General features: G+C 68.9%; 23 protein-coding genes, 1 tRNA gene and 1 pseudogene. 15 read left to right on the top strand and 10 right to left on the bottom strand.

All coding sequences use genetic code 11. The features are described from left to right. Positions 1 to 49: 49 nt before the first annotated feature. The 4 genes from ACIBL3_RS42920 to ACIBL3_RS42905 all read right to left on the bottom strand — a co-directional run bounded on the left by ACIBL3_RS42920 (position 50) and on the right by ACIBL3_RS42905 (position 2,860). Positions 50 to 1,075 carry a LacI family DNA-binding transcriptional regulator gene (locus ACIBL3_RS42920; protein WP_396359771.1) on the bottom strand — a complete coding sequence of 342 codons (1,026 nt, stop codon included), beginning with the start codon at positions 1,073 to 1,075 and terminating at the stop codon, positions 50 to 52. Between the two features lie 268 nt (positions 1,076 to 1,343). Next, the gene (gene mscL, locus ACIBL3_RS42915; RefSeq protein ID WP_396359770.1) at positions 1,344 to 1,730 is read right to left on the bottom strand and encodes a large conductance mechanosensitive channel protein MscL; all 387 of its coding nucleotides are present in this window, start codon (positions 1,728 to 1,730) and stop codon (positions 1,344 to 1,346) included. A gap of 121 nt (positions 1,731 to 1,851) precedes the next feature. Continuing rightward, positions 1,852 to 2,469 (bottom strand): Flp pilus assembly protein CpaB, encoded by a 618-nt coding sequence (locus ACIBL3_RS42910; RefSeq protein WP_396359769.1) that lies wholly within the window; start codon positions 2,467 to 2,469, stop codon positions 1,852 to 1,854. A gap of 67 nt (positions 2,470 to 2,536) precedes the next feature. Further along, on the bottom strand, positions 2,537 to 2,860 hold the full coding sequence (locus ACIBL3_RS42905; RefSeq protein ID WP_396359768.1) for an FmdB family zinc ribbon protein: 324 nt from the start codon (positions 2,858 to 2,860) through the stop codon (positions 2,537 to 2,539). Between the two features lie 187 nt (positions 2,861 to 3,047). On the opposite strand from ACIBL3_RS42905, the gene ACIBL3_RS42900 reads away from it, so the two are divergent. Continuing rightward, positions 3,048 to 5,576, top strand: coding sequence for a penicillin acylase family protein (locus tag ACIBL3_RS42900; protein ID WP_396359767.1), 2,529 nt, complete (start codon positions 3,048 to 3,050; stop codon positions 5,574 to 5,576). A gap of 3 nt (positions 5,577 to 5,579) precedes the next feature. Here the strand turns inward: ACIBL3_RS42900 and ACIBL3_RS42895 are convergent, their stop codons facing one another. The 3 genes from ACIBL3_RS42895 to ACIBL3_RS42885 are packed head-to-tail and all read right to left on the bottom strand — an operon-like array spanning position 5,580 to position 8,111. Continuing rightward, entirely contained in the window at positions 5,580 to 6,644 is a 1,065-nt protein-coding gene (locus ACIBL3_RS42895) for a serine hydrolase domain-containing protein (protein ID WP_396359766.1), read from the bottom strand. After that, positions 6,644 to 7,552, bottom strand: a complete 909-nt coding sequence (locus ACIBL3_RS42890) for an aminoglycoside phosphotransferase family protein (RefSeq protein ID WP_396359765.1) — start codon at positions 7,550 to 7,552, stop codon at positions 6,644 to 6,646. Before ACIBL3_RS42890 ends, ACIBL3_RS42895 begins: the two co-directional genes overlap by 1 nt. Further along, positions 7,545 to 8,111, bottom strand: coding sequence for a 5-formyltetrahydrofolate cyclo-ligase (locus tag ACIBL3_RS42885; protein WP_396359764.1), 567 nt, complete (start codon positions 8,109 to 8,111; stop codon positions 7,545 to 7,547). The genes ACIBL3_RS42890 and ACIBL3_RS42885 overlap by 8 nt, the downstream gene beginning before the upstream one ends. A 65-nt stretch (positions 8,112 to 8,176) precedes the next feature. On the opposite strand from ACIBL3_RS42885, the gene ACIBL3_RS42880 reads away from it, so the two are divergent. From ACIBL3_RS42880 to katG, 12 genes are all read left to right on the top strand, one after another. Beyond that, complete coding sequence (locus ACIBL3_RS42880) at positions 8,177 to 9,565, top strand: UTP--glucose-1-phosphate uridylyltransferase (RefSeq protein WP_396359763.1); 1,389 nt, start codon at positions 8,177 to 8,179, stop codon at positions 9,563 to 9,565. Positions 9,566 to 9,586: 21 nt separating this feature from the next. Beyond that, entirely contained in the window at positions 9,587 to 10,072 is a 486-nt protein-coding gene (locus tag ACIBL3_RS42875) for a GNAT family N-acetyltransferase (protein WP_396359762.1), read from the top strand. 91 nt (positions 10,073 to 10,163) lie between these two features. Beyond that, on the top strand, positions 10,164 to 11,390 hold the full coding sequence (glp, locus tag ACIBL3_RS42870; protein ID WP_396359761.1) for a gephyrin-like molybdotransferase Glp: 1,227 nt from the start codon (positions 10,164 to 10,166) through the stop codon (positions 11,388 to 11,390). Next, positions 11,387 to 11,893 carry a cyclic pyranopterin monophosphate synthase MoaC gene (gene moaC / locus ACIBL3_RS42865; protein ID WP_396359760.1) on the top strand — a complete coding sequence of 169 codons (507 nt, stop codon included), beginning with the start codon at positions 11,387 to 11,389 and terminating at the stop codon, positions 11,891 to 11,893. The genes glp and moaC overlap by 4 nt, the downstream gene beginning before the upstream one ends. Next, positions 11,890 to 12,378, top strand: coding sequence for a molybdenum cofactor biosynthesis protein B (locus ACIBL3_RS42860; protein ID WP_396359759.1), 489 nt, complete (start codon positions 11,890 to 11,892; stop codon positions 12,376 to 12,378). The genes moaC and ACIBL3_RS42860 overlap by 4 nt, the downstream gene beginning before the upstream one ends. Then, positions 12,378 to 12,995 (top strand): GNAT family N-acetyltransferase, encoded by a 618-nt coding sequence (locus ACIBL3_RS42855; RefSeq protein ID WP_396359758.1) that lies wholly within the window; start codon positions 12,378 to 12,380, stop codon positions 12,993 to 12,995. The genes ACIBL3_RS42860 and ACIBL3_RS42855 overlap by 1 nt, the downstream gene beginning before the upstream one ends. 97 nt (positions 12,996 to 13,092) lie before the next feature. Continuing rightward, positions 13,093 to 13,932 (top strand): hypothetical protein, encoded by an 840-nt coding sequence (locus tag ACIBL3_RS42850; protein ID WP_396359757.1) that lies wholly within the window; start codon positions 13,093 to 13,095, stop codon positions 13,930 to 13,932. Between the two features lie 72 nt (positions 13,933 to 14,004). Further along, a tRNA-Ala gene (locus ACIBL3_RS42845) sits at positions 14,005 to 14,077 on the top strand. A 416-nt stretch (positions 14,078 to 14,493) separates the two neighbouring features. Beyond that, a complete protein-coding gene (locus tag ACIBL3_RS42840; protein ID WP_396359756.1) occupies positions 14,494 to 15,225 on the top strand; it encodes an aminoglycoside N(3)-acetyltransferase in 732 nt (243 codons plus the stop codon). 230 nt (positions 15,226 to 15,455) lie between these two features. Then, on the top strand, positions 15,456 to 16,190 hold the full coding sequence (locus tag ACIBL3_RS42835; protein ID WP_396359755.1) for a Type 1 glutamine amidotransferase-like domain-containing protein: 735 nt from the start codon (positions 15,456 to 15,458) through the stop codon (positions 16,188 to 16,190). A 323-nt stretch (positions 16,191 to 16,513) separates the two neighbouring features. Further along, positions 16,514 to 16,945 carry a Fur family transcriptional regulator gene (locus ACIBL3_RS42830; protein WP_396359754.1) on the top strand — a complete coding sequence of 144 codons (432 nt, stop codon included), beginning with the start codon at positions 16,514 to 16,516 and terminating at the stop codon, positions 16,943 to 16,945. Positions 16,946 to 16,978: 33 nt separating this feature from the next. Next, complete coding sequence (katG, locus tag ACIBL3_RS42825; RefSeq protein WP_396359753.1) at positions 16,979 to 19,198, top strand: catalase/peroxidase HPI; 2,220 nt, start codon at positions 16,979 to 16,981, stop codon at positions 19,196 to 19,198. A gap of 56 nt (positions 19,199 to 19,254) precedes the next feature. Here the strand turns inward: katG and ACIBL3_RS42820 are convergent, their stop codons facing one another. Together ACIBL3_RS42820 and ACIBL3_RS42815 are read right to left on the bottom strand one after the other, a co-directional pair. Further along, entirely contained in the window at positions 19,255 to 19,545 is a 291-nt protein-coding gene (locus tag ACIBL3_RS42820) for a hypothetical protein (RefSeq protein ID WP_396359752.1), read from the bottom strand. Positions 19,546 to 19,705: 160 nt separating this feature from the next. After that, a pseudogene (locus ACIBL3_RS42815) lies at positions 19,706 to 20,038 on the bottom strand (sigma factor); the annotation flags it as partial. Between the two features lie 183 nt (positions 20,039 to 20,221). Between ACIBL3_RS42815 and ACIBL3_RS42810 the strand changes: the two are divergent. Then, positions 20,222 to 21,286 carry an amidohydrolase family protein gene (locus ACIBL3_RS42810; RefSeq protein WP_396359751.1) on the top strand — a complete coding sequence of 355 codons (1,065 nt, stop codon included), beginning with the start codon at positions 20,222 to 20,224 and terminating at the stop codon, positions 21,284 to 21,286. 13 nt (positions 21,287 to 21,299) lie between these two features. Here ACIBL3_RS42810 and ACIBL3_RS42805 read toward each other — a convergent pair whose 3' ends face one another. Beyond that, positions 21,300 to 22,250 carry a phosphotransferase gene (locus ACIBL3_RS42805; protein ID WP_396359750.1) on the bottom strand — a complete coding sequence of 317 codons (951 nt, stop codon included), beginning with the start codon at positions 22,248 to 22,250 and terminating at the stop codon, positions 21,300 to 21,302. A 71-nt stretch (positions 22,251 to 22,321) separates the two neighbouring features. On the opposite strand from ACIBL3_RS42805, the gene ACIBL3_RS42800 reads away from it, so the two are divergent. Next, a complete protein-coding gene (locus ACIBL3_RS42800; RefSeq protein ID WP_396359749.1) occupies positions 22,322 to 23,758 on the top strand; it encodes a GuaB1 family IMP dehydrogenase-related protein in 1,437 nt (478 codons plus the stop codon). Positions 23,759 to 23,913 lie beyond the last annotated feature (155 nt).

Genomic DNA, 23,913 nt, shown 5'->3' with positions numbered 1-23,913 from the left:
TGTGGTTCAGGGCCTGCTGTGGTGCAGGGCCTGCTGTGGTGCAGGCCGGCTAGTGGTGTGGTGCGGGGCCGGTCGAGTCGCGGATGACGAGGTGGGTGCCGAGGACGACGTGCTGGTCGAGGGCGTGCTGGTCGCGGTGCAGGGCGAGCCGGATCGCGGTCCGGCCGAGCTCCTCGTGTGGGAGGTGGACCGTGCTGAGCCCCGGTGTCAGGTCGGCTGCCAGCGGGATGTCGTCGTACCCGATCACCGAGATGTCCTCGGGGACGCGCAGCCCGGCCTCGCGCAGGGCGAACAGGACGCCGCTGGCGACCACGTCGGTGATCGCGAAGATCGCGGTGAACGGGATGCCTTGGTCGATGAGCGCCTTGGTGTGCTGGTATCCGGACTCGCGATCGTACTCACCGGGCAGCACGCGCTGCGGTTCGACTTCGAGACCGTGTGCCTTGTGTGCACGGCTGTAGCCGGCGAAGCGCGCCTTCGTGGTGGTGTGCTCGGGTACGCCGGCACCGACGATCGCGATCTGGCGATGGCCGAGTGAGATCAGGTAGCTCGTGGCTGCGAACGCACCGCCCTCGTTGTCGTACTCGACCACTGTCGACGGTGCGTCCCCGCCGATCGGTGGACGACCGCAGAGCACCAGCCGGGAGCCGGTCCGGTCGAGAGCCTTGGCGAGCTGCCTCATCCGCTCGAGGTGGGCCGCCGTACGGACACCGCCACCGACGAGTACGACGGCCTCGGCCTGCTGCTCGCGCATCAGCTCGATCAGCTCGAGCTCGCGGTCCGGGTCACCGTTGTGGGTGCAGACCAGGCATAGTCGTCCCTCGGCTGTCGTCTGCTGCTCGACACCTTGACCGATGTAGGCGAACAACGGGCCGACCAGGTCGCGGATGATGAACGCGACCGTTCGCGGACCGCCGCCGACCAGGGCGCGGGCCTGTGCGTTCGCGACGTAGTCGAGCTGCTGAACCGCACGCATCACCCGGCCGCGGGTGGTGGCGGCAACGGGGTAGTTGCCCGCGAGCACCCGGGAGACGGTCGTGGCCGAGACGCCGGCGATCGCCGCGACGTCCTTCACCGTGGGGCGATCCCCTGACGACAGTCTGGCCACCGGCTCCGCCCTTCAGAAAGCGCTCACCGAAATTGTGCCATGAAGGGCTGCGGTCGGCCGCATCGCGAGCTGCGGTTGATCGACTCGAATCACATTGTTTGTTTGGCGGATCGGTTCTCCGGTGTGGTCTGGCGCAACGCCGCGGAGCCTGTGGAAAACGTTGACCTGGGGAGCGGGTGGGCAGGTGGCGAGCTCAGGGGCTGAGGTTGGGGCGCCCACCCGCTCCCCGCTGCAGTCAGCGCCGGGCGGCGAGGTGGTCGCGGATCTCGGTGAGGAGTTGCTGGTCGGTGGTCAGCGGGTCGGGCTCGGGCTCGATACCGCGGGCGCGGCGCTCGGCGAGCTTGTTCAGCGGCAGCACGATCACGAAGTAGATGGCGGCGGCGACGAACAGGAAGTTGAGGCCTGCCTGCAGGACCGCGCCGATCGAGAACTCCGCGTTGTTGATGGTGAAGGTCAGGACGCCGCTGATGTCCGGCTTACCGAAGATCGCCGCGATCAGCGGGTTGATCAGGCTGTTCACGATCGCGGTCACGACCTGGCCGAACGCAACGCCGATCACGACGGCGACCGCGAGGTCGACGACGTTGCCGCGCATGATGAATTCTTTGAAGCCCTTGAGCATGTGGGTGTGCCTCCACGGAGCGGGTGATGTTCCCGGTCAACGTAGGGCCACCGCCTCGCTCACGCGAGCGAGCGCGCCGCGGCACCACAGATCGTGCTCAGTCGTGTCCGACAAGTGATCGTCAGCTGGTGTCCGGGGTCAGGGCGACGGTGAGTTTGGAGTTGGCGGTGGCTTGGGCCAGGCGGGTCGCGGTCTCGGGAGTGGCGGCGACCACGATCAGCGCGCCGGCGGTCGTCGTACGCGGAGTCGGGAGGGCGACCACGCGGACGCCTCGGGCGAGGAGGCTGGCGGAGTCGGCCGGCGTGCTGGTGGCGGCGTACAGGTTGATGTGGTCGCCGACGCGGAGGAGGGCGCTGATGTCGGCGTCGTCGATGCGGAACGGGTAGGCGAGCTCGCCCTTGGGGACGGAGGGTGGTGCCAGGAAGCGGGCGTCGGTGAGTGGTTCGCCGGATCTGACCGGTCCGGTCAGCACGCGGGAGGTCAGGTCGGCGCCGGGTTTGAGCGCGCCGTCGGGGACTGCTCCGGGTGGGAGGTTCAGGGTGCGGAGGTCGTCGCCTTTGGGCACGGCTCCGCCGGACAGGTCGCGCGCTGCGGCCAGAACGGCGATGGTCGGCGGGGGTGGAGGGGAGAGGGCGACGAGGCCGAAGTAGACAGCAGCCGCGGCGGCCACACCAGCCAGCAACCGGCGGTGCCACCTGACAGCACGCAACAGCTCACGAAGTGCGAAGGGGTTTCTCATGCCAGAGAAAGTACGAGTTTCCCCTCACCCCGCCTGTTGGTTATCCACAGGGGGTCGCGGGCCGGGGTCAGGCGGCGCTGGTGTTGGTGGTTGAGGAGGAGGTGCTGGAGGAGGACTTTGAGGAGTCCGAGGAGGAGGTGGTTGTCGAGGAGGAGGACTCGGACTTGGGGGTGGAGGTCGCGTCGGACTTCGAGGAGGTTGTGGTCTTGCCGGAGGTGCGGCTGTCGGTGCGGTAGAAGCCGGAGCCCTTGAAGACGACGCCGACGGCGTTGAAGACCTTGCGCAGGGTGCCCTGGCAGGCGGGGCAGACGGTCAATGCGTCGTCCGTGAAGCTCTGCCGCACCTCGAGCGCCTCACCACAGTCGGTGCACTGGTACTGGTACGTCGGCACGGTTCGTTCCCTTCAGGCCGTTGGCACTCCTACTACTCGACTGCTAATAATGCGCCAGGACCCCGAAGTATTCCAAGTCGGGCGCGTGTTACCTCAACGCTGCGTGGATGTCCACCGGACGCAGAGCCACGCAAAGTTGTGCGGCACCCCATTTGGGGTGTGCGGCGGGATTCTCTACGGTTGGTCCGTGCGTCGCCTGCTACGAGTCGTCATCATGAGCGGAATCGCCCTCGCCACCGTCCTGTTGGTGATCGCCGGCACCGTCGTCTTCGTCGTCCGCCATTCGTTCCCGACGTACGACGGATCGATCGAGCTGACCGGTCTCGAGGGCGACGTCGAAGTGGTCCGGGACGACAACGGCATTCCACAGATCTATGCCGACACTCCGAGTGATCTGTTCGCCGCGCAGGGTTACGTGGCCGCGCAGGACCGGTTCTTCGAGATGGACTTCCGCCGGCACGTCACCGCCGGGCGGCTGTCGGAGCTGTTCGGGAAGGACGCGCTGGAGACCGACAAGTTCGTCCGTACCCTCGGCTGGCGCCGGGTCGCGGAGAAGGAGCTCGGCCTGCTCACCCCGTCCACCCGGCAGTACCTGGACGACTACGCCCGCGGCGTGAACGCGTACCTGGACACCCACAGCGGCTCCGGCCTCAGCCTCGAGTACGCCGTCCTGTCGCTCAAGGGCACCGACTACCGGCCCGAGCCGTGGACCGCGGCCGACTCACTGGCCTGGCTGAAGGCGATGGCGTGGGACCTCGGCGGCAACATGGACGAGGAGATCACCCGGACGAAGCTGCTCGCGTCGTTCCCCTCACGCAACATCGAGAGCCTCTACCCGCCGTACCCGTACGACCGCAACGAGCCGATCATGTCCTACGGCGCGGTCCGGGACGGCAAGTTCACCACCGCGCCGATCGCCTCCGAGGCCCGTCGCGGGATGCTGACCAAGGACCTGCTGAAGTCGCTGGACTCGGTCGACAAGGTGGCCAAGGGTCTGCCCCAGCTGCTCGGCCGCGGTGACGGCATCGGCTCGAACTCGTGGGTCGTCTCCGGCGACCACACCACCACCGGCAAGCCGCTGCTGGCCAACGACCCGCACCTCGGCGCGACCATGCCGGGGATCTGGACCCAGGTCGGGCTGCACTGCAACAACGTCGGCAAGGCCTGCCCGTACGACGTCTCCGGCTTCAGCTTCTCCGGGTTGCCCGGAGTGGTGATCGGCCACAACAACGCGATCTCCTGGGGCTTCACGAACCTGGACCCGGACGTCACCGACCTCTACCTCGAGCGCATCGACGGCAACAACGTCCTCTACAACAACAAGTGGCGGGCGATGGCGACCCGCGAGGAGACGTTCAAGGTCGCCGGCCAGGACGAACCGGTGAAGATCACCGTCCGCGAGACCAGACACGGTCCACTCATCTCCGACGTCGGCGACGACCAGCGCGAGACCGGTGAGCTGGCCTCGAAGCAGGGCAAGTACACCACGCCGTACGGGGTCGCGATCCAGTGGACCGCGCTGAACCCGGGCCGCACCGCGGACGCGCTGTTCGCGATCAACCGGGCGCAGAACTGGACCCAGTTCCGGTCCGCCGCGCAGCTGTTCCAGGTCCCCTCGCAGAACCTCGTGTACGCCGACACCGAGGGCCACATCGGCTACCAGGCGCCCGGCCTGATCCCGATCCGCAAGACCGGCCGCGGCGACTGGCCGGTGCCGGGCTGGGACCCGAAGTACCACTGGACCGGGTACATCCCGTTCGATGCGTTACCGACCGAGTTCGATCCCGCGGACGGGATCATCGTGACCGCGAACCAGGCGGTGGTGCCGCGGACGTACACCTACTACCTGACCAACGACTGGGACTACGGGTACCGGTCGCAGCAGATCCTGGACCGGATCAAGACCGCCGGGAAGCTGGACGCGAACGCGATGGCGTCGATCCAGTTGGACGCCAAGAACCGGGCCGCCGAGATGCTGGTGCCGTACCTGCTCCAGATCGGCATCGACGACGAGTTCGAGCGCCAGGGCCAGGACACGCTGCGGAACTGGGACTTCACCCAGCCGGCCGACTCCGCGGCGGCGGCGTACTTCAACGTGGTCTGGCGCAACCTGCTTGCGCTGACCTTCCACGACCAGTTGCCCGAAGGCACCTGGCCGGACGGCGGGTCGCGCTGGTTCGAGGTGATCCGCACGCTGCTCGGCCAGCCGAACAGCGGCTGGTGGGACGACCTGCGGACCGGGCAGCACGAGAGCCGGGACGACATCCTGCGCGAGGCGATGATCGACGCGCGGCAGGAGATCACCCAGAAGATGGCCCGTGACCCGGCGAACTGGAAGTGGGGTCAGCTGCACAAGCTCACGCTGACCAACCAGACGCTCGGTAAGTCCGGCATCGGTGCGGTGGACAAGCTGTTCAACCGCGGTCCGTACGAGCTGGGCGGCGGCTCCTCGATCGTCAACGCGACCGCGTGGGACGCGTCGAAGGGGTACGGCGTGACCGCGACACCGTCGATGCGGATGGTCGTGGACCTGTCCGACTTCGACAAGTCCCGGTGGATCAACCTGACCGGTGTCTCCGGGCACGCGTTCTCGTCGAACTACACCGACCAGACGGACCTGTGGGTGCGCGGTGAGACGCTGCCGTGGGCCTACACCAAGGGCGCGGTCGAGGCGACCCGCGAGCACACGGTCACCTTCACCAAGCCGGAGCCGTAGCAGTCACCAGGCCGGGGAGCTGGCTTCTGCGAACAGCTCCTCCGGCCAGGTCCACAGTGCGCGCTGCGTCAGCAGGATCGAGATCGTCTGGTCGGCCGGAGTGGTCGACCAGAGCGTGCCCAGTCCACCGGCCCAGCCGTAGCGATCAGCGCTGACCGAGAGCCCGTAGCCCCACCCGGTGTCCGGGCCGAGGTAGTCGGCGGCCGCCGTACGCTGGCCGGCCGTCAGGTGGTCCGTTGTCATCTCTGCGACCACCGCCGGCGACAGGATGCCGTCACCACCCGCGAGCAGCATCCGTGCGAACGCGTGGAAGTCGTCCGCCGTCGAGATCAACCCACCACTCGCGTCAGGGAACGACGGCGGCTCCAGCCACTGGCTCTGCGTCGCGGGGTCGAGCAGGTCGTCACCGACGTACGCCGTGGTCAGTCGGGTGGGGTCGGAGGCGGTGAATCCGGTGTCACGCATGCCGAGGGGTCCAAACAACCGCTCCCGCAGGAACACCTCCAGCGGCTGTGCTGTCGCTCGTGCGATCAGTACGCCGAGCAAGTGCGAGCCGGTCGAGTACATCCAGCGCTGACCGGGCTGGTACTGCAGCGGCAGCTTTGCGAACCGTCGCATCCACTCGTCCGGCTCGAGCGGAGTCCGTGGCACCGGCGGCCCGAACGTCCGCAGCTCCAGCTCCTCCTCCCGCTGCCGGATCCCCGGGTGGTCGGTCTCACCCAGCCCCTGCCGGAAGGTCAGCAGGTCCCGCAACGTGATCGGCCGTTCCACGGGGACGGTGTCGTCGACCGGCCCGTCCGGACTTCGAAGTACGCGAATGCCCGCGAGCTCAGGCAGCAGCGTGTCGACGCGTGCGTCCATGGACAGCCGGAGCTCGTCGACCAGGATCATCGCCGCCGCGGCAACGATCGGCTTGGTGAACGAGGCGACCCGGAACAGGCTGTCCCGCTGCATCGGCGGACCGTCGAACGCGGTGTTGCCCAGTACCTCGACACGCGTCTCACCGCCCCGGCTCACCAGCGAGACCAGTCCGGAGAGGTGGCCGTTGTCGACGTACTCGCTCAGCATCAGCCCAGTCCACCAGCGAACGGGGTGTCCCGCCACTGCCCAGCAAACATCCGGATCCCGTCCGCCAGGGAGGGCAGCAACGGCACCATCGGAGTGCACGCGATGATTTGCAGGACGCGCGCCGCGTCCATGACCTGCTGGATCCGCTCATCGAGCAGCGGGCGCCCAAGGGCGGCCGCAGCCTCGTTGTAGACCTTCCCGAGATCCGGACCGAACCCAGCCATGTCCCACTCGATCGGACCGAGCGTCGTGTCCTCGAAGTCGGACCACAGCACGCCGTCCGCAGTAGGGATCACGTTGTATGACGGCGCGTCGCCGTGGATCGTCTGGATCGTCGCCGACGGGAAGACCTCCTCGAAGGCGGTCCGGGTGGTCAGGAGTGGCCCCAGCACCTCCCACTCGGCCCGCGCCCGGTCGATGTCGTCCTGTTCGAGCAGACCCGGTACTGCATCCAGGTGAGCGAGTGCCAGCGGCACCGCAAGCAGCGGCGTCATCCACGGGAGCTCCTGCGGGTAGTCCGCGAGTACGGCGTGCAGCTCGGCCGCCCGCGCGGTCCCAGCGAGGTAGTCCGGCTCTGCGGACTTGTCCTCCTCCACGAACTGCCAGAACGTCATCGAGTACCCGTCCTGCTGCACTGGCTCCAGCGGTACCAGCGGGCACGGCGCGACAGCAGGCTTGCCCTGGCCGATCAGCCACGCGGCCACGTTCAGTTCACGCTGCATCCGCCGTACGGCGACCTCCGGCTCCATCAGCGGCTCCGGCAGGGCCATGGGGACCCGCGCGACCACCGGTGACGGCTTGAGGTGGACCACTACGGAGAACGCGTCGTACAGAACGGTCGGGTCGTCGACGGTCAGGCCCAGGCTCCGTGCGGCTGCTGCGGCAGCATGTACAGCGTTCTCAGTCATCCCGCGATCTTCTCAGCGCGATCAACCGATTTGGCGTCAGCGCTGCGTGCACCAGGTGGTCGTGATCGTCCGCCGGGAGCTCTTCGATGACCTCTGCGTCGTACACCGCGGCCCAGATCGGCGTACCCGGGCTGACGCGGGCGAGTGCACGGTCGTACGACCCGCCGCCGCGGCCGAGGCGCACGCCGTCGCGGGCGACTGCCACCGCTGGGCAGATGACCAGATCGGCCGTGGCGATGGCGTCCGGGCCAAGATCGACAGGTGGCTCGCGCAGGCCGAGTCGGCCCGGTACGAGGTCGGCTGCGCCCGGTGCGACGCCCCAGCCGAGGTCGTTGTCGGCGTACAGGATCGGCAGCAGCACCTCACGGCCAGTAGCCAGCAGCCAGTCGATCAGCGCACCAGTCTGCGGCTCCGCACCCATCGACACGTACAGAGCGACCCGTCGCGCCGCCTGCACCTGAGGCTGCGCTTGAGCAGTCCCCAGCAGGTCACCCGTGTGCGGCCGAGCCCTGCGAGCGCTCAGCAAGGACTGACGTGCGGCGGCCTTGGACGGGAACACTCCCTGATCGTAAGCACGTGACGCGGATAACACGGTGATTACCCGGCGTCCCCTAGGGTTGGGACATGAGTGAGGCAGGTCTACGACAAGCGCAGGACAAGATGCGCGCGGCCGGCGCTGCCGAGGTCGCGATCCGGGTCTTCACGCACTACTACCGGCTGCTCGAGTCCGGTCAGCAGGGCAAGATCCGCGAGGACGACATCGAGCCGGTGGGGGACCTGCCGCACCTGGACCACCTCGACGCCGACCCGGCGGCGATGCGGGCCGCGCTGGCCGAGACGGTGGTGATCAAGCTCAACGGCGGCCTGGGCACGTCGATGGGCGTGACCGGGCCGAAGTCGGCGCTCCCGGTCAAGGACGGGCTGAGCTTCCTCGACATCATCGCCCGACAGATCCTCAGCACCCGCGCGGAGTACGACGTACCGCTGCCGCTGGTGCTGATGAACTCCTTCCGGACCAAGGACGAGTCGCTGCAGATCCTGAGCGAGTACGACGGCCTCGCGCTCGACGGCCTCCCGCTCGACTTCCTGCAGAACATGGAGCCCAAGCTGCTCGCGGACGACCTGACGCCGGCCGAGTGGCCGCCGGACCCGGAGCTGGCCTGGTGCCCGCCCGGCCACGGCGACCTGTTCACCGCGTTGGTTGCCTCCGGCACCCTGGACGCGCTGCGCGAGCGCGGCTTCCGGCACGCGTTCATCTCGAACGCCGACAACCTCGGCGCCACCCCGGACGCCCGGATCGCGGCCTGGATGGCCGAGCACGACGTGCCGTTCGGGATGGAGGTCTGCCGGCGGACCCGGTCCGACCGCAAGGGCGGGCACGTCGCGGTGCGCAAGTCCGACGGCCGGCTGATCCTGCGGGACAGCGCGCAGGTCGCCGAGGAGGACGGCAAGCACTTCCAGGACATCACCCGGCACAAGACGTTCAACACCAACAACCTGTGGATCGACCTGGACCGCCTGGCCGAGCTGATGGCCGGGCACGACGGGATCCTCGGGCTGCCGATCATCGTGAACCGCAAGACCGTCGACCCGGCCGACCCGTCGTCGCCGAAGGTGATCCAGCTGGAGACCGGGATGGGGACGGCGATCGAGACCTTCGAGGGGTCCCAGGCGGTGCTGGTGGACCGCAGCCGGTTCAAGCCGGTGAAGACCACGAACGACCTGCTGGTGCTGCGGTCCGACGTGTACGAGCTGACCGAGGCCGGCGACCTGACCACGACCCACGAGGGCGACGAGCCGTACGTCGACCTGGACCCGGAGTTCTTCAAGGTCCTGGCCGACTTCGAGGCCCGGTTCCCGGCCGGACCGCCGTCGCTGGTCCGGGCCGACCGGCTCGAGGTGCGCGGTGACGTTGCCTTCGGCAAAGATGTGACGGTGGCCGGTGACGTCGAGCTCGCCGCGGCGCCGGGTGAGCGCCGGGAGATCCCGGACAGCACCGAGCTCGGCGGCTGACGCTCGTACCTGGGGGAGTGTGTGGACGACCTGCTGATCCGGCCGCTGGAGCCGTACGACACCGACGAGGCAGCCCGGCTGTGGTGGCGGTCGCGGCACGCCGACCCGGCGCAACTGCCGGCCGCGATCCACAGCCCCGACCAGGTGGCCTCCTGGTTCGCCGACGTACTGCTGCCGGACGCCCAGACCTGGATCGCGCTCGACGACGGCCGGATCGTCGCCGTCCTCACCCTGGACGGTGACGACCTCGACCAGCTGTACGTCGACCCGGACGCGCACGGCCTCGGGATCGGGTCCACCCTGGTGGACCTCGCCAAGGACCTCCGGCCCGGCGGACTGGCGCTGTGGACCTTCCAGTCCAACACCCGGGCCCAGTCCTTCTACCAGGCGCACGGCTTCACCGAGGTCCGCCGTACCGACGGCGCCGCGAACGAGGAACGGGCTCCAGACATCCGGATGGTGTGGGGGAGTCATCCGGAGGCGGACCGCTCCCACTCACCAACCTGATGCCAGGCTCCCGACACGCCGGGGAGCCGGCCGGTCCCTGTCCCTTGGTGAGTGGCAGGGGTCCGGTGCCGTTGGACTAGGGTCAGATCTCGTGAGACGAAGTGTGGATGAGCACCTGGAAGTGGTGCTGGGCAGGGTGCGGGCGCTGCCGGCGTTCGACCAGCCGTTGATGGAGGCTGTCGGGCTGGTGCTGTGCGAGGACGTCGTCTCGGGGCTGAGCCTGCCGGGGTTCGACAACTCCGCGATGGACGGGTACGCCGTCCAGACCGCGGACCTGGCGGGGGCGTCCCAGGACAACCCGGTCATGCTGCCCGTGGTCGGTGAGATCGCGGCCGGCCGGGTCGAGCCGATCGTGGTCACGCCTGGGACCTGCGTGCGGATCATGACCGGCGCACCGATGCCACGGGGCGCGGACAGCGTCGTACCGGTCGAGTGGACCGACGGCGGTACGGCGAACGTGCGCATCGCTCAGCAGCCCGCACTGGGCGCGTCCGTCCGGCGAGCCGGCGAGGACGTGCAGGCGGGGGAGCAGGTCCTGGACTCGGACACCGTGATCGGTCCGCGGCAGGTCGCCGTACTGGCCGCTGTCGGACGGGCCCGGGTGAAGGCGCGGCCGCGCCCGCGTGTCGTGGTCGTGTCGACCGGCGCCGAGCTGCGGGAGCCGGGCAGCAAGCTGCATGAGGGGCAGATCTACGACTCCAACAGCTACACCCTGGCCGCCGCGGCACGGGACGCTGGAGCGGTGGTGTACCGCGTCGGCATCGTCGGTGACGACCCGAAGCGGATCATGGACACGCTGTCCGACCAGCTCGTCCGCGCGGACCTGGTGATCACCACCGGTGGCGTCAGCATGGGCGCGTACGACGTGGTCAAGGAAGTCCTCACCAAGACGGGCACGGTCGACTTCCCGCAGGTCGCGATGCAGCCGGGGAAGCCGCAGGGGTTCGGTGTCCTCGGCGACGACGAGGTGCCGATCTTCACGCTGCCCGGGAACCCGGTGTCGGCGTACGTGTCCTTCGAGGTGTTCGTCCGGCCCGCGCTGCGCAAGCTGATGGGCCAGATGCCGTACCGCCGGCAGCCGGCGCACGGGGTCTCGCTGGACAGCTTCAACTCACCGGCCGGACGGCGCCAGTTCGTCCGCGCTGCGGCCACGTCCGGCGACGAGGGCTGGATGGCCAGTACAGTCGGCGGGCACGGCTCACACCTGCTCGGCGGGCTGAGCCGCTCGAACGCGCTGATCGTGGTGCCCGAGGACGTCACGTCGGTCCGGGCCGGCGACCAGGTGGAGCTCATGCTGCTGGACGAGGAGACGGGATGACGGACCCCGGGCGCGAGACCGGTACGACGCCTGCCACCGGACTGACCCACGTCGACGAGACCGGGGCCGCACGGATGGTCGACGTCTCGGCCAAGGAGGCGGGCAGCCGGCGGGCCGTTGCCAGCGGCAAGGTTTACGTCTCGGCCGAGGTGGTGACCGCGCTGCGCGGTGACGGCGTACCCAAGGGGGACGCGCTCGGTGTCGCCAGGATCGCCGGGATCATGGGCGCCAAGCGCACCCCGGACCTGGTCCCGCTCTGCCACCCGATCGCGATCACTGGAGCGAAGGTCGACCTCGAGGTGGCGGACGACGCCGTACTGATCACCGCCGCGGTGAAGACGACGGACCGGACCGGGGTCGAGATGGAGGCGCTGACCGCGGTGGCGGTCGCAGGGCTTGCAGTGATCGACATGGTGAAGGCGATCGACCCGGCTGCGGTGCTGTCCGACGTCCGCGTCGAGCTGAAAGAAGGCGGCAAGACCGGGCACTGGGAGCGGCCGTGAGGGCTCTGGTCGTCAGCGTGTCCAACCGCGCCGCCGCCGGTGTCTACACCGACACCACTGGTCCGCTGATCGCTGCCCGGCTGACTGAGTGGGGCTTCGACGTCTCCGGTCCTGACGTGGTGCCGGATGGTGCGCCTGTTGGTGATGCGCTGCGCGCAGGCGTGTCGGCGTCGTACGACGTGATCGTCACGACCGGCGGCACCGGGATCTCTCCGACGGACGCGACACCCGAGGAGACGGCTGCCGTTCTGGATCGGGTGATCCCTGGGATCGCTGAGTCGATTCGTGCTTATGGCGTGGCGAACGGCGTACCGACTGCTGCTCTGTCCCGCGGTCTCGCCGGTGTCGCGCGTACGACGATCATCGTGAACCTGCCCGGGTCGCGCGGCGGCGTGAAGGACGGGCTGGCCGTGCTGGAGCCGTTGCTGCGGCACGCGGTCGACCAGGTCCGTGGCGGCGACCATGTCAGGACGGACACCGACTGATGGCCATCGTCCACTGGCCCGTCGAACTCCGGCACGGGCAGGTCGGGCTCCGCCCGTTGCGTGCGGGCGACGGCGCGGAGTGGGCCGCTGCACGCCAGCGCAACGTCAGCTGGCTGCGGCCGTGGGACGCCACGCAGCCGCCGGGCGCGGAGGACGGCGCACGTACGTTCCGCGCGATGGCACGCGACTGGAACCGGCAGGCCCGCTACGGACGCATGCTGCCGTTCGTCATCACGTACGGCGGCGCCGCCGGGCCCGGTGCGCGATCGAAGTGGCCGCTGGTCGGCCAGCTCACCGTGTCCGGAATCACCTATGGCTCAGCGCGCTGGGCGAACCTCGGCTACTGGGTCGACGAGCAGTACGCCGGCCGCGGCATCGTGCCGACCGCGGTCGCGATGGCCGCGGACCACTGCTGGTTCACCCTCGGCCTGCATAGGATCGAGGTGGCGATCCGCCCCGAGAACAAGGCGAGTCTGCGGGTGGTCGAGAAGCTCGGCTTCCGGTACGAGGGCGAGCGGCCGCGGTTCCTGCACATCGACGGCGACTGGCGCGACCACCGCATCTTCGCCCTCAACGTCGAGGAAGTCGGACCCGGTCTCGTATCGCGACTGAGCTGACTACGCTGCGTGCTATTCACACCAGTCACACGAGTTCTCTTGCGACACACCGGCGGACATGCCTCATCTGGCCCTCGCTGGGTCTTAGCGTCGTCGCATGGGGACGACAGGGCTGATCTATGTGGCGATCGTCGCCGCGTGGGCCGCCTACCTCGTCCCGATGATGCTGAAGCGTGGAGACGAGGCCAGGCGCCGACCGGTGTCGTCGGCCGCCGACGCGCGGGTGCTTTCGCGCGACCCGTCGCGGCCGCGGTACGTCGTACGCCCGGCCGGTGCCGGCGCTGCTTCGGGTGCCGCTTCCGGCGCTGCCTCCGGCGCTGTCTCCGGCGCGGTTGAGGAGGACCTGCCGCCGCCGGTTCGTCCCCGCTACGTCCCGAACCGAGCCCGCCGGGTGGCCGCGATGCGCCGCCGGCGGGTCCTGTCGATCCTGACCCTCTCGCTCTTGTCGGTGACCGCACTGGCCGGGCTGAAGATCCTGCTCTGGTGGGCGGTCGCGATCCCGGCTGCGCTGATCGTCGCGTTCGTCGTACTCACCCGGGTGCAACTGCGGCGCCAGGCCCGCGAGCGCGCCCGCTTCGCCGCCGAGCGCCGGGCCCGCGCCCAGGCCCGCCACGACCGCGGTCCGGCCGGCAAGCCCGCTCCGTCGCCGGATGAGGAGATGACCATCGAGGTCAAGCTCCCCGCTTCAGCTGACGCGCCCGCCTCGAAGCCTCCCGCGCCGTCGGAGGGCCTGTGGGACCCGGTGCCCGTCACGCTGCCGACGTACGTCCTGAAGGAGAAGGCTCCCGACCGCACGGTCCGCACCATCTCCCTGACTGACGACGAGGTCTTCTCCAGCGCCCGTACGACGGACCCGGCCGAGACCCCGCTCGTCGTCGAGTCGCCGCCCGCAACCGTCGCGGACGAGCCGGAGATCAAGCGCGCGGTCGGCGACTGATATCCGGTTTCAGACTGGAAGCATCTCCGTGTTAGAGTTTCGCGGTCGCCAGGGAAACCTGGTGCACCGCGCGGGGCTGTGGCGCAGTTGGTAGCGCGCTTCGTTCGCAACGAAGAGGCCAGGGGTTCGAATCCCCTCAGCTCCACGAAGGCGAGAGGCGAGGTGTGTCCGCGGAGAACGCGGACCGCCTCGCCTTCGTCGTGTTGTGCGGCTGCGCTTCGCTTGCCGCGAGCGGGGGCTCCGCCACCCGCACCCCCTGCGCCTTCGCTTCGCTCGGCGGCTGTGGTTGCTCGCCGTGGTGGGGTGGCTCCATGACCCGCACCGCGGCGCCTTCGCTTCGGTCGGCTGTTGCCGTGGTTGGGTGTGGGGTGGCCTTCGCTGGCTCGGTTGCGTGGTTGCTGGTGCGGTCGGGTGCGGGTGGCGTTCGCTTCGCCCAAGGGCATGCCTACGAACGGAGAGGGGGAGACCGGCCGGCCGCCTGGCGGCATCGCGCCCGGACTACCAATGGCGGAAACCTGTTCGACGGTCGGTTCGCTAGCGGCCGATTTCAGAGTGCTTGGCGTGCGCGCTGGGGACGTGGTCCTGATGCACTCCTCGCTGCGCAGCATCGGGTTCGTGGTCGGCGGACCGCAGGCCGTTGTCGAGGCGTTGCTCGCGGTGCTGACGCCGGAAGGGACCCTGGTCGTACCGACGCATACGCCGGAGAACTCAGATCCGGCGCGGTGGACCAATCCGCCGGTACCGGAGCCGTGGTGGCCGGTGATCAGGGCGGAGTCGCCGGGCTTCGATCCGGATCGCACCCCTGCCGGACGCGGCATGGGACGGCTCGCCGAGCTCGTACGGACCTGGCCCGGAGCGCGACGGAGCATCCATCCCCAGTTCTCCTTCGCAGCAGTCGGCGCAGCAGCCGAAGAAATCGTGTCGGAACATCTTCTCGACGACGCGCTCGGGGATCGCTCTCCCCTGGGGGCGGTGTACCGATTGGACGGATCAGTCCTCCTGCTCGGCTGTGGTCACGCGAACAACACCTCACTACATCTAGCCGAGTGGCGCCAGGCTGACCCAGCCCGGCATCTGGTCTCCGGATCGCTCTGCCGGCCGGACGGTACGGCGTCATGGCAGGAGTGGGAAGACGTCGCGGAGGACGAGAGCGACTTCGATCGTATCGGGTCCGCGTTCGAGGCTGTGGCCGATGTTCGGGTCGGCGGTGTAGGCGCGGCGACCGCCCGTCTGATGTCGCAGCGGGCAGCCGTCGACTTCGCCACTGGATGGATGTCACAACATCGTACGTGAGCATTTCGCCCGCGTGGCTTGGGTTTTCGCTTCATTGCAGGAGCTCTCGCGCAGCTGCGGCGGCTGAGGTAGCACGCAAGTTCGGGGCGGTGCGGCTCAGGCTTTCGGGCTGTGGTTGCCGGGATGGCTCAGGTCAGTTCGGCCTTCGCGGTGACCCGGAGATGGTGATGGGGTGGATCCAGCGGTCGCTCGATTGGATGCTGTGACGACAGACTCGGGAAGGTAGGAGAATGAGAGCTCTTCTTACGTCGGGTGGGATCAAGAACGGCAGCATTCGCGGGGCGCTGGTTGATCTGCTGGGGAAGCCGATCGAGGAGTCCAACGCGCTCTTCATCCCGACCGCCATCTATCCGTTCCCCGGCGGAGCCGGCGCGGCGTGGCGGGCGCTCTCCGGTAAGGGGCCGTCGCGGTTGGCTCAGCTGGGCTGGAAGTCGTTGGGGATCTTGGAGCTCTCGGTGCTGCCGAGCATCGATGAGGACGCGTGGGTGCCAACGGTCCGGGAGGCTGACGCACTGCTGGTCTGGGGCGGCGACCCGTTGTTTCTCGCTAACTGGATGCGGCGGTCCGGGTTGGCCGATCTGCTGCCGACGCTGCGGTCCGAGGCGGTCTACGTGGGAGTGAGTGCGGGAGCCATCGCGGCAACCTCCACGTTTGTCGAGACGTACGTCGATCCGCCTCGCGGGACCGATGGACCGCTGAAGTCGGAGGAGGTCGTCTTCGCCACGCCCCAGGGGGACATCGACAGGCTCCTGGTCACGGGACAGGGCACGGGCCTCGTCGACTTCGGGGTGATCCCGCACTTCGAGCACGAAGACCACCCTGATGCTTCGCTGGCCAACGCTGAGAAGTGGGCGGCACGGATTCCGGCGCCGACGTACGCGATCGACGATGACACCGCCATCAAGGTCGTCAACGGCACGGTAGAGGTCGTCTCCGAAGGCCAGTGGAAACTCTTTCAGCCTTAAGGAGCCGGGCTCGCGGTGGCGACGACGAGACCGCGAGTCAAGCAGGGTGCTCGTTGGGAGTGGAGCGTCGAGCGGTGGTGTGGTGACTGGGGTGCAGCGAGCCGCGAGCCTGCGACGAAGGAGCTGGCGTAGCGGCTGCGGGGTAGTGAGCACGGTCCGGCGCGACCGCGGGGCAGTCGAATGAGCGGCGGTAGCCGCGCGCAAAGGGGTGGGTGGGAGCGCCGGGCGTAGCACGCGACGCAGGAGCTGGCGTGGGTCAGACATGGCAACGTGTCGTGGAAGCTAATCTTGACTGGTTCCAGAAAAGGGGGCAGACTGCGGGGGTGCCGTCAGGTGAGGAGCTTCAGGGGTTGTTGCGGGGGGCTGCCCTGCGGGTGACCCGGCCGCGGTTGGCTGTGCTGGGCGCCGTACATGCGCATCCGCACGCGGACACGGACTCGATTATCGGTGCCGTGCGCAACGAACTTCCCGAGGTCTCGCACCAGGCGGTGTACGACTCGTTGCACACGTTGACCGCGGCGGGGTTGGTACGGCGGATTCAGCCGCACGGGCTGGTTGCGCGGTACGAGTCGCGGGTGGGGGACAACCATCATCACGTCGTCTGCCGGTCGTGCGGCGTGATCGCCGATGTCGACTGTGCGGTTGGGCATGCGCCGTGCCTGACCGCGTCCGATGACCACGGGTTCGTCATCGACGAGGCCGAGGTCGTCTACTGGGGCCTGTGCTCCGACTGCTCGACCGCACGTAGTGCATGACTTCCTCGAAACGTCCAGTCTGGAAGGGATCCGATGTCTGAGAACCACCCGCCGCTGCCGGCGGAAGCGTCCACGGAGAGCCAGGGCCAGTGCCCGGTCGCGCACACCACCCGGGCACCGCACCCGACCCAGGGCGGTGGCAACCGCGGCTGGTGGCCGGAGCGGCTCAACCTGAAGATCCTCGCGAAGAACCCGGCGGTGGCGAACCCGCTCGGCGCGGGGTTCGACTACGCGGCCGAGTTCGAGAGCCTCGACCTGGCCGCGGTGAAGGCGGACATCGCCGAGGTGCTGACCTCGTCGCAGGACTGGTGGCCGGCCGATTTCGGGAACTACGGGCCGTTCATGATCCGGATGGCCTGGCACAGTGCGGGCACGTACCGGGTCAGCGACGGCCGTGGTGGCGCCGGCGCGGGCCAGCAGCGGTTCGCGCCGCTGAACAGCTGGCCGGACAACGGGAACCTGGACAAGGCCCGGCGGCTGCTGTGGCCGGTGAAGAAGAAGTACGGCCAGAAGATCTCCTGGGCCGACCTGATGATCCTGACCGGCAACGTGGCGCTGGAGACGATGGGTTTCGAGACGTTCGGGTTCGCCGGTGGCCGCGCGGACGTGTGGGAGCCGGACGAGGACGTGTACTGGGGTCCGGAGACGACCTGGCTGGGCGACGAGCGCTACAGCGGTGACCGCGAGCTGGAAAGCCCGCTGGGCGCGGTGCAGATGGGTCTGATCTATGTGAACCCGGAGGGCCCGAACGGCAACCCGGACCCGGTCGCCGCGGCCCGCGACATCCGCGAGACGTTCGCCCGGATGGCGATGAACGACGAGGAGACCGTCGCGCTGATCGCCGGCGGCCACTCGTTCGGCAAGACCCACGGCGCCGGTCCGGCCGACCACGTCGGGGTGGAGCCGGAGGGTGCGCCGATCGAGGCGCAGGGCCTGGGCTGGAAGAGCACCTACGGCACCGGCAAGGGCAAGGACGCGATCACCAGCGGCCTCGAGGTCACCTGGACCACGACGCCGACCCGGTGGAGCAACGACTTCTTCGAGATCCTGTTCGGGTACGAGTGGGAGCTGACCAAGTCCCCGGCCGGCGCGCACCAGTGGGTGGCGAAGGACTCCGAGCAGATCATCCCGGACGCCTACGACACCGCGAAGAAGCAGAAGCCGACGATGCTGACGACCGACCTGTCGCTGCGCTTCGACCCGATCTACGAGGAGATCTCGCGGCGCTTCAAGGACAACCCGGACCAGTTCGCGGACGCGTTCGCCCGGGCCTGGTTCAAGTTGACCCACCGCGACATGGGCCCGGTCGTGCGCTACCTCGGCGCGGAGGTCCCGGGCGAGACGCTGATCTGGCAGGACCCGCTGCCGGCGGTCGAGGGCGAGCTCATCGACGCCGCCGACGTCGACGCGCTGAAGGCGCAGGTCACCGCGTCGGGCCTGTCGGTCGCGCAGCTGGTCTCGACCGCGTGGGCGGCGGCGTCGTCGTTCCGCGGCAGTGACAAGCGCGGCGGCGCGAACGGCGCCCGGATCCGGCTGGAGCCGCAGAACGGCTGGGAGGTCAACAACCCCGACGAGCTGGCCACCGTGCTGACCACGCTGGAGGGCATCCAGAAGTCGTTCAATGCCGCGGGTGGCAGGCAGGTCTCGCTGGCCGACCTGATCGTGCTCGCCGGTACGGCGGGTGTCGAGGCGGCGGCCAGGAACGCCGGGTACGACGTCTCGGTCGGCTTCACCCCGGGTCGCGTGGACGCGTCGCTGGACCAGACCGATGTCGACTCCTTCGCCGCGCTGGAGCCGGCCGCGGACGGTTTCCGGAACTACTACGGCAAGGGCAACCGGCTGCCGGCCGAGCACCTGCTGCTCGACAAGGCCAACCTGCTCACCCTGAGCGCGCCCGAGCTGACCGTCCTGGTCGGCGGCCTGCGGGTCCTGGGCGCGAACTACGACGGCTCGAGGCTGGGCGTCTTCACCGACTCCCCGGGCTCGCTGACCAACGACTTCTTCGTGAACCTGCTGGACCTGGGCACGGAGTGGACCGCGGTCGACGACAGCCAGGAGGTCTTCGAGGCCCGCGACGCGTCGGGTGAGGTCAAGTGGACCGGTACTCGCGCGGACCTGGTCTTCGGCTCCAACTCCGAGCTGCGCGCCGTCGCCGAGGTCTACGCCAGCGACGACGCGAAGCAGAAGTTCGCCGAGGACTTCGCCGCCGCCTGGACCAAGGTCATGGAACTCGACCGCTTCGACCTCCGCTGACCCACCGCACCACCCCAAGGACCGGCTCCCTCGCGCTGCGGGGGAGCCGGTCCTTTTCAGATCCGGGTGAGTTTGTCCGGGTTGGTGATCGAGTAGACGCCGGTGACCTGCGAGCCGTCGACGTCGAGGACCATGACGGCGAACGGTGAGTCGCCGGTGAAGAGGATGGCAGACGGATCGCCGTTGATGTTGCGGTAGGCAACGGTTGAGTCGACGGGGACGTTCGCGGCGACAGTGACGAGCAGTTCGGCGACGGTGTCGCGGCCGTGCACGGGAAGCAAGCTGGTGGCGGGACCCTTGCCGCCACCGTCGGTCCACAGCGTGACGTCGGGGGCCAGCACGTCCAAGAGGGCTTCCAGGTCGCCGCCGAGGGGTCGCTTCGATGAAGCGTTCGGTCGCCTTCTGCTGAACGCGAGCGGTGACGCGATAGCGGGGGCGCCGCGCAGCGACGTGCTCGCGGGCCCGATGGGCGAGCTGGCGGACCGCGTCGGGCGCGCGACCGAGCATGTCGGCGATCTCGGTGTACGGGTAGCCGAATGCCTCGTGCAGGACGAAGACCGCGCGTTCGGCGGGACTCAGTGACTCCAGTACGACGAGCAACGCCATCGACGACGACTCGGTGCGCATCAGCGGGTCGTCGCTGACCACGGGTTCCGGCAGCCACTGGCCGACGTACGTCTCCCGCCGGCGGCTGAGCGTCGTACGGCGGGTCAGCGCCTGGTTGATCGCGATTCGTACCAAGTACGCGCGTGGATTGTCGACAATGCGACGATCGACAGCAGTCCAGGACAACCAGGTCTCCTGCAGCACGTCCTCGGTGTCGGCGACGCTGCCGAGCATGTTGTAGACGATCGAGAACAGCAGTTCGCGGTGCTCGACGTACGCGTCGGTCGCGGAATCGGTCACGCACCCAAGACTGCCGAAGCACCGCCGAATGTGACCCGATGTGGCGCAGGTCTCATCGCGTCACGTCCGGACCCGCGGCCGGCCTCTTGAGTGGGACTGATCCACAAGGAGGCAATGATGCGAACTCTGATCCGTGCGGCCCGCGTGTTCGACGGCGAGCGGACCACACCCCGGGCCGACGTGCTCATCGACGGCGAACTGATCGCGGAGTACGACGGTCAACCGGTCGACGTCGAGGTGGACGGCGCCGGGAAGACGCTGCTGCCGGGGCTGATCGACGCGCATACCCATGTGTTCGACGGGAATCTGGAGCAGGCGCTCGGTTTCGGGGTGACGACCGAGCTCGACATGTTCTGCCTACCGGGCAATCTGGCCCGGCAGCGGAAGCTGGTTGCTGAGCGCAACGATGTGGCAGACCTGCGAAGCGCGGGTGTGCTCGCGACGGCGCCGGGTGGACATCCGAGTCAGTTGATGGCGGCGCTGCCGGAGAGCGATGCGGTTGGTCCGTTCGACACGGTGGCGAATGTCGAGCAGGCGAAGGCGTTCGTGGACGCGCGGGTGGCGGACGGGGCCGACTATCTGAAGGTGGTGATCGATGACGGTGAGATCCAGGGCGCGGACCTGCCGGTGCTGGGGCCAGAGGTGGTCGCGGCGCTGGTCGAGGCCGCGCATGGTGCTGGGCTGAAGGTGATCGCGCATGCGTTGACCGCAGGCGAGGTGGAGATTGCGCTCGATGCGGGAGTCGACGGGTTGGCGCATGTTTGGGTCGACGGTGAGCTTGGACTGGTTGAGCGGGTCCGGCGGCAGGGGGTGTTTGTGGTGAGCACGCTGGTCTACCTCGAGGTGACTGGCGTGGAGGGTGGCGCGCGTACTGCGCGGGCGTTGCACGAGGCGGGTGTGCCGCTGCTGGCGGGGACGGATGCGACGCCGTTCGCGCCGTTCCATGGTGAGAGCATGCACCGCGAGCTCGAGTTGCTGGTGCAGGCCGGCCTGACCAACGAACAGGCACTCGCAGCAGCAACCAGCGTCCCCGCACACCACTTCGCCCTCCCCGACCGAGGCCGCATCCACCCGGGCCTCCAAGCCGACCTACTCCTCGCCGAAGGCGACCCCACCACCGACATCACCACAACCCGCTCCATCGAATCCGTCTGGCGCCGAGGCACCAAGCTGCCGCGCTGAGCCGAGCCTCGGGCTAGAGGTGGTTGAGGGCGGGGCGGGCTTGGGTTGTCCACCAGTGGAGGTCTGCGGCGGCTCGGGTGCGGGTTTGGGAGTCTTTGTGGTCGGTGGCGTCTAGGGCCTTGTTCCAGGCGAGGTCTGCCAGGCCGGCTAGGAGGGCCAGGTCGATGTCGGTTGCGGTGACGTGAGGGTTCAGGGAGCGGAAGCGGGTGATGAGGGACTCGCGGGTTGGGGTGATGTGGGCGGCTGAGCCGGAGAGGAAGATTGCGAGGTCTAGGGCTGGTGGGCCTTCGGTGGCCAGGGCCCAGTCCAGGAAGACGGTCTCGTTGGGGAGGAGGGCTAGGTTCACCGGCCAGAGGTCGGCGTGGAGCATGGTGGTGCCGTTGCGGCGCAGGGCGTTGGCCAACGGGGCAGGGTTGTCGTGGAGGGAGAAGACGGCCTCGGCGAGCGACGGGTCGACGAGGTCGGCGAAGCATTCCCAGCCGCGGACGATGAGGCGGGGCAGTTCGCCGGGGCGGGACCCGGCGACCCGAGGGGACAGCAGAGTCAGCCGGGTTTCCAACGGGCAGAGGCCGGCATGAGCGTCGCCAAGAAAGGCGCGGTGCAGGTCGGTCAGAGCAGTCAGGATGCGATCGCATTCACCGGTGGTGAGCGTGCGTGTCCAACCCGGTACGGCGTCGCCCAGGTCGCGCATCACGGTGACCGTCGTGCCGTCCTGGTCGGCCACCTCGACGATCGCGTGGCCGAGTCCGGGCGGGAGTCGGTCGAGGACGCCGGACGTCCACAGCAGCCGCTCGCGATCGATCCCGCCTGTGAGCGCAACCGTGAGGTCTGTCGACGGGTCGGCGTACTTGACGACGAGTGGGGTGCCGTCGTCGAGCCGGACGCGTTCGAGGCGCGCGCCGGAGCGGCCGTCGTGGTCGTCGAGGACGGTGCGCTCGACGACCCGGTCCAGGATCGTGCTCATGGTCGGCCCCCGGGTTTCGCAGGTACTGCGTGGCACCATGGTGACGCCGTCCATCGGGAAGGGGCCACACCATGCGCTTTCACCTAGATCGAGAGCCTGCTGGGGATCTCACGTTCAGTGACGTCTTCCTGGTCCCGAACCGGTCCGGCGTCACGTCGCGGCTGGACGTGGACCTGTCCACGAGCGACGGCAGCGGTACGTCGATCCCGGTCGTGGCGGCCAACATGACCGCGGTGTCCGGGCGCCGGATGGCGGAGACGATCGCCCGCTGCGGCGGGCTGGCGGTGATCCCGCAGGACATCCCGGTGGATGTGGTCGCCGATGTGGTTGCGTGGATCAAGGAACGGAACACGGTCCACGACACCGCGCTGGTGCTGCCGCCGACCGGGACGGTCGGCGAGGCGCTGAACCTGCTGCCGAAGCGTGGTCACAACGCGGTGATCGTGGTCGACGACGGCCGGCCGGTCGGCGTGGTGACCGAGGCCGACTGCGCCGGCGTGGACCGCTTCACCCAGCTGGACGGGATCATGTCCCGCGAGTTGCAGACGCTGCCGGCCGGGATCGATCCGGAGCGTGCCTTCGACCTGTTGCACGACGGCCGTCACCGGCTCGCGCCCGTGGTCGACGCCGACGGCACCATCGTGGGCATCCTCACCCGGCAGCGCGCGCTGCGGGCGACGCTGTACGAACCGGCCGTCGACGTCAACGGGAAGCTCCGGATCGCGGCCGCGATCGGGATCAGCGGCGGCGCCGAGCAGAAGGCGAAGGCGTTGCTGGACGTCGGTGTCGACGTACTGGTCATCGACACTGCGCACGGTCACCAGGAGCGGATGCTCGAGGTGGTCAAGCTGGTCCGCGCCCTCGAGCCCAAGGTCCCGATCGTCGCCGGGAACGTGGTGACCGCCGAGGGGGTCACCGACCTGGTCGCGGCCGGTGCGGACATCGTCAAGGTCGGCGTCGGACCGGGCGCGATGTGTACGACGCGGATGCAGACGGCGGTGGGCCGGCCGCAGTTCTCCGCTGTGCTGGAGTGTGCCGAGCGGGCTCGTCAGCTCGGTAAGTACGTGTGGGCGGACGGCGGCGTGCGGCATCCGCGGGACGTCGCGCTGGCTCTGGCAGCCGGGGCGTCGAGTGTGATGATCGGGTCCTGGTTCGCCGGGACGTACGAGTCGCCGGGGGACCCGCACCGCGACAACGACGGCCGGATCTACAAGGAGAGCTTCGGGATGGCGTCGGCGCGCGCGGTGCGGTCGCGGACGGCGGACGACACCCCGTTCCAGCGGGCCCGGAAGAGCTTCTTCGGCGAAGGCATCTCGACCGCGCGGATGTACCTCGACCCCGAGCGTCCGAGCGTCGAGGACCTGCTCGACTCGATCGTCTCCGGCATCCGCAGCTCCTGCACGTACGTCGGCGCCGCCAGCCTCGAGGAGTTCCGCGAGCGCGCCGTCGTCGGTATCCAGACCGCCGCCGGCTACACCGAAGGCAAGCCCCTCGACACCAGTTGGTGACAGTGGCGTCCCGGCCGGACGGCGATTTCCACGCTATGACAGTTGCGTAAACGACTACGGAGAGTCTCATTCCCGGGGTGAGATCGAGGGGACAGCACCCTCATGCCCAGGGCGATAGGCAGGCCGTGACGGCCGTGGCACTGTGTAGTCAACGG

The organism is Kribbella sp. NPDC050124 (assembly GCF_044460355.1).
In the GTDB taxonomy this organism is placed as follows: domain Bacteria; phylum Actinomycetota; class Actinomycetes; order Propionibacteriales; family Kribbellaceae; genus Kribbella.
This window is presented reverse-complemented; position numbering and strand designations above follow the sequence as displayed.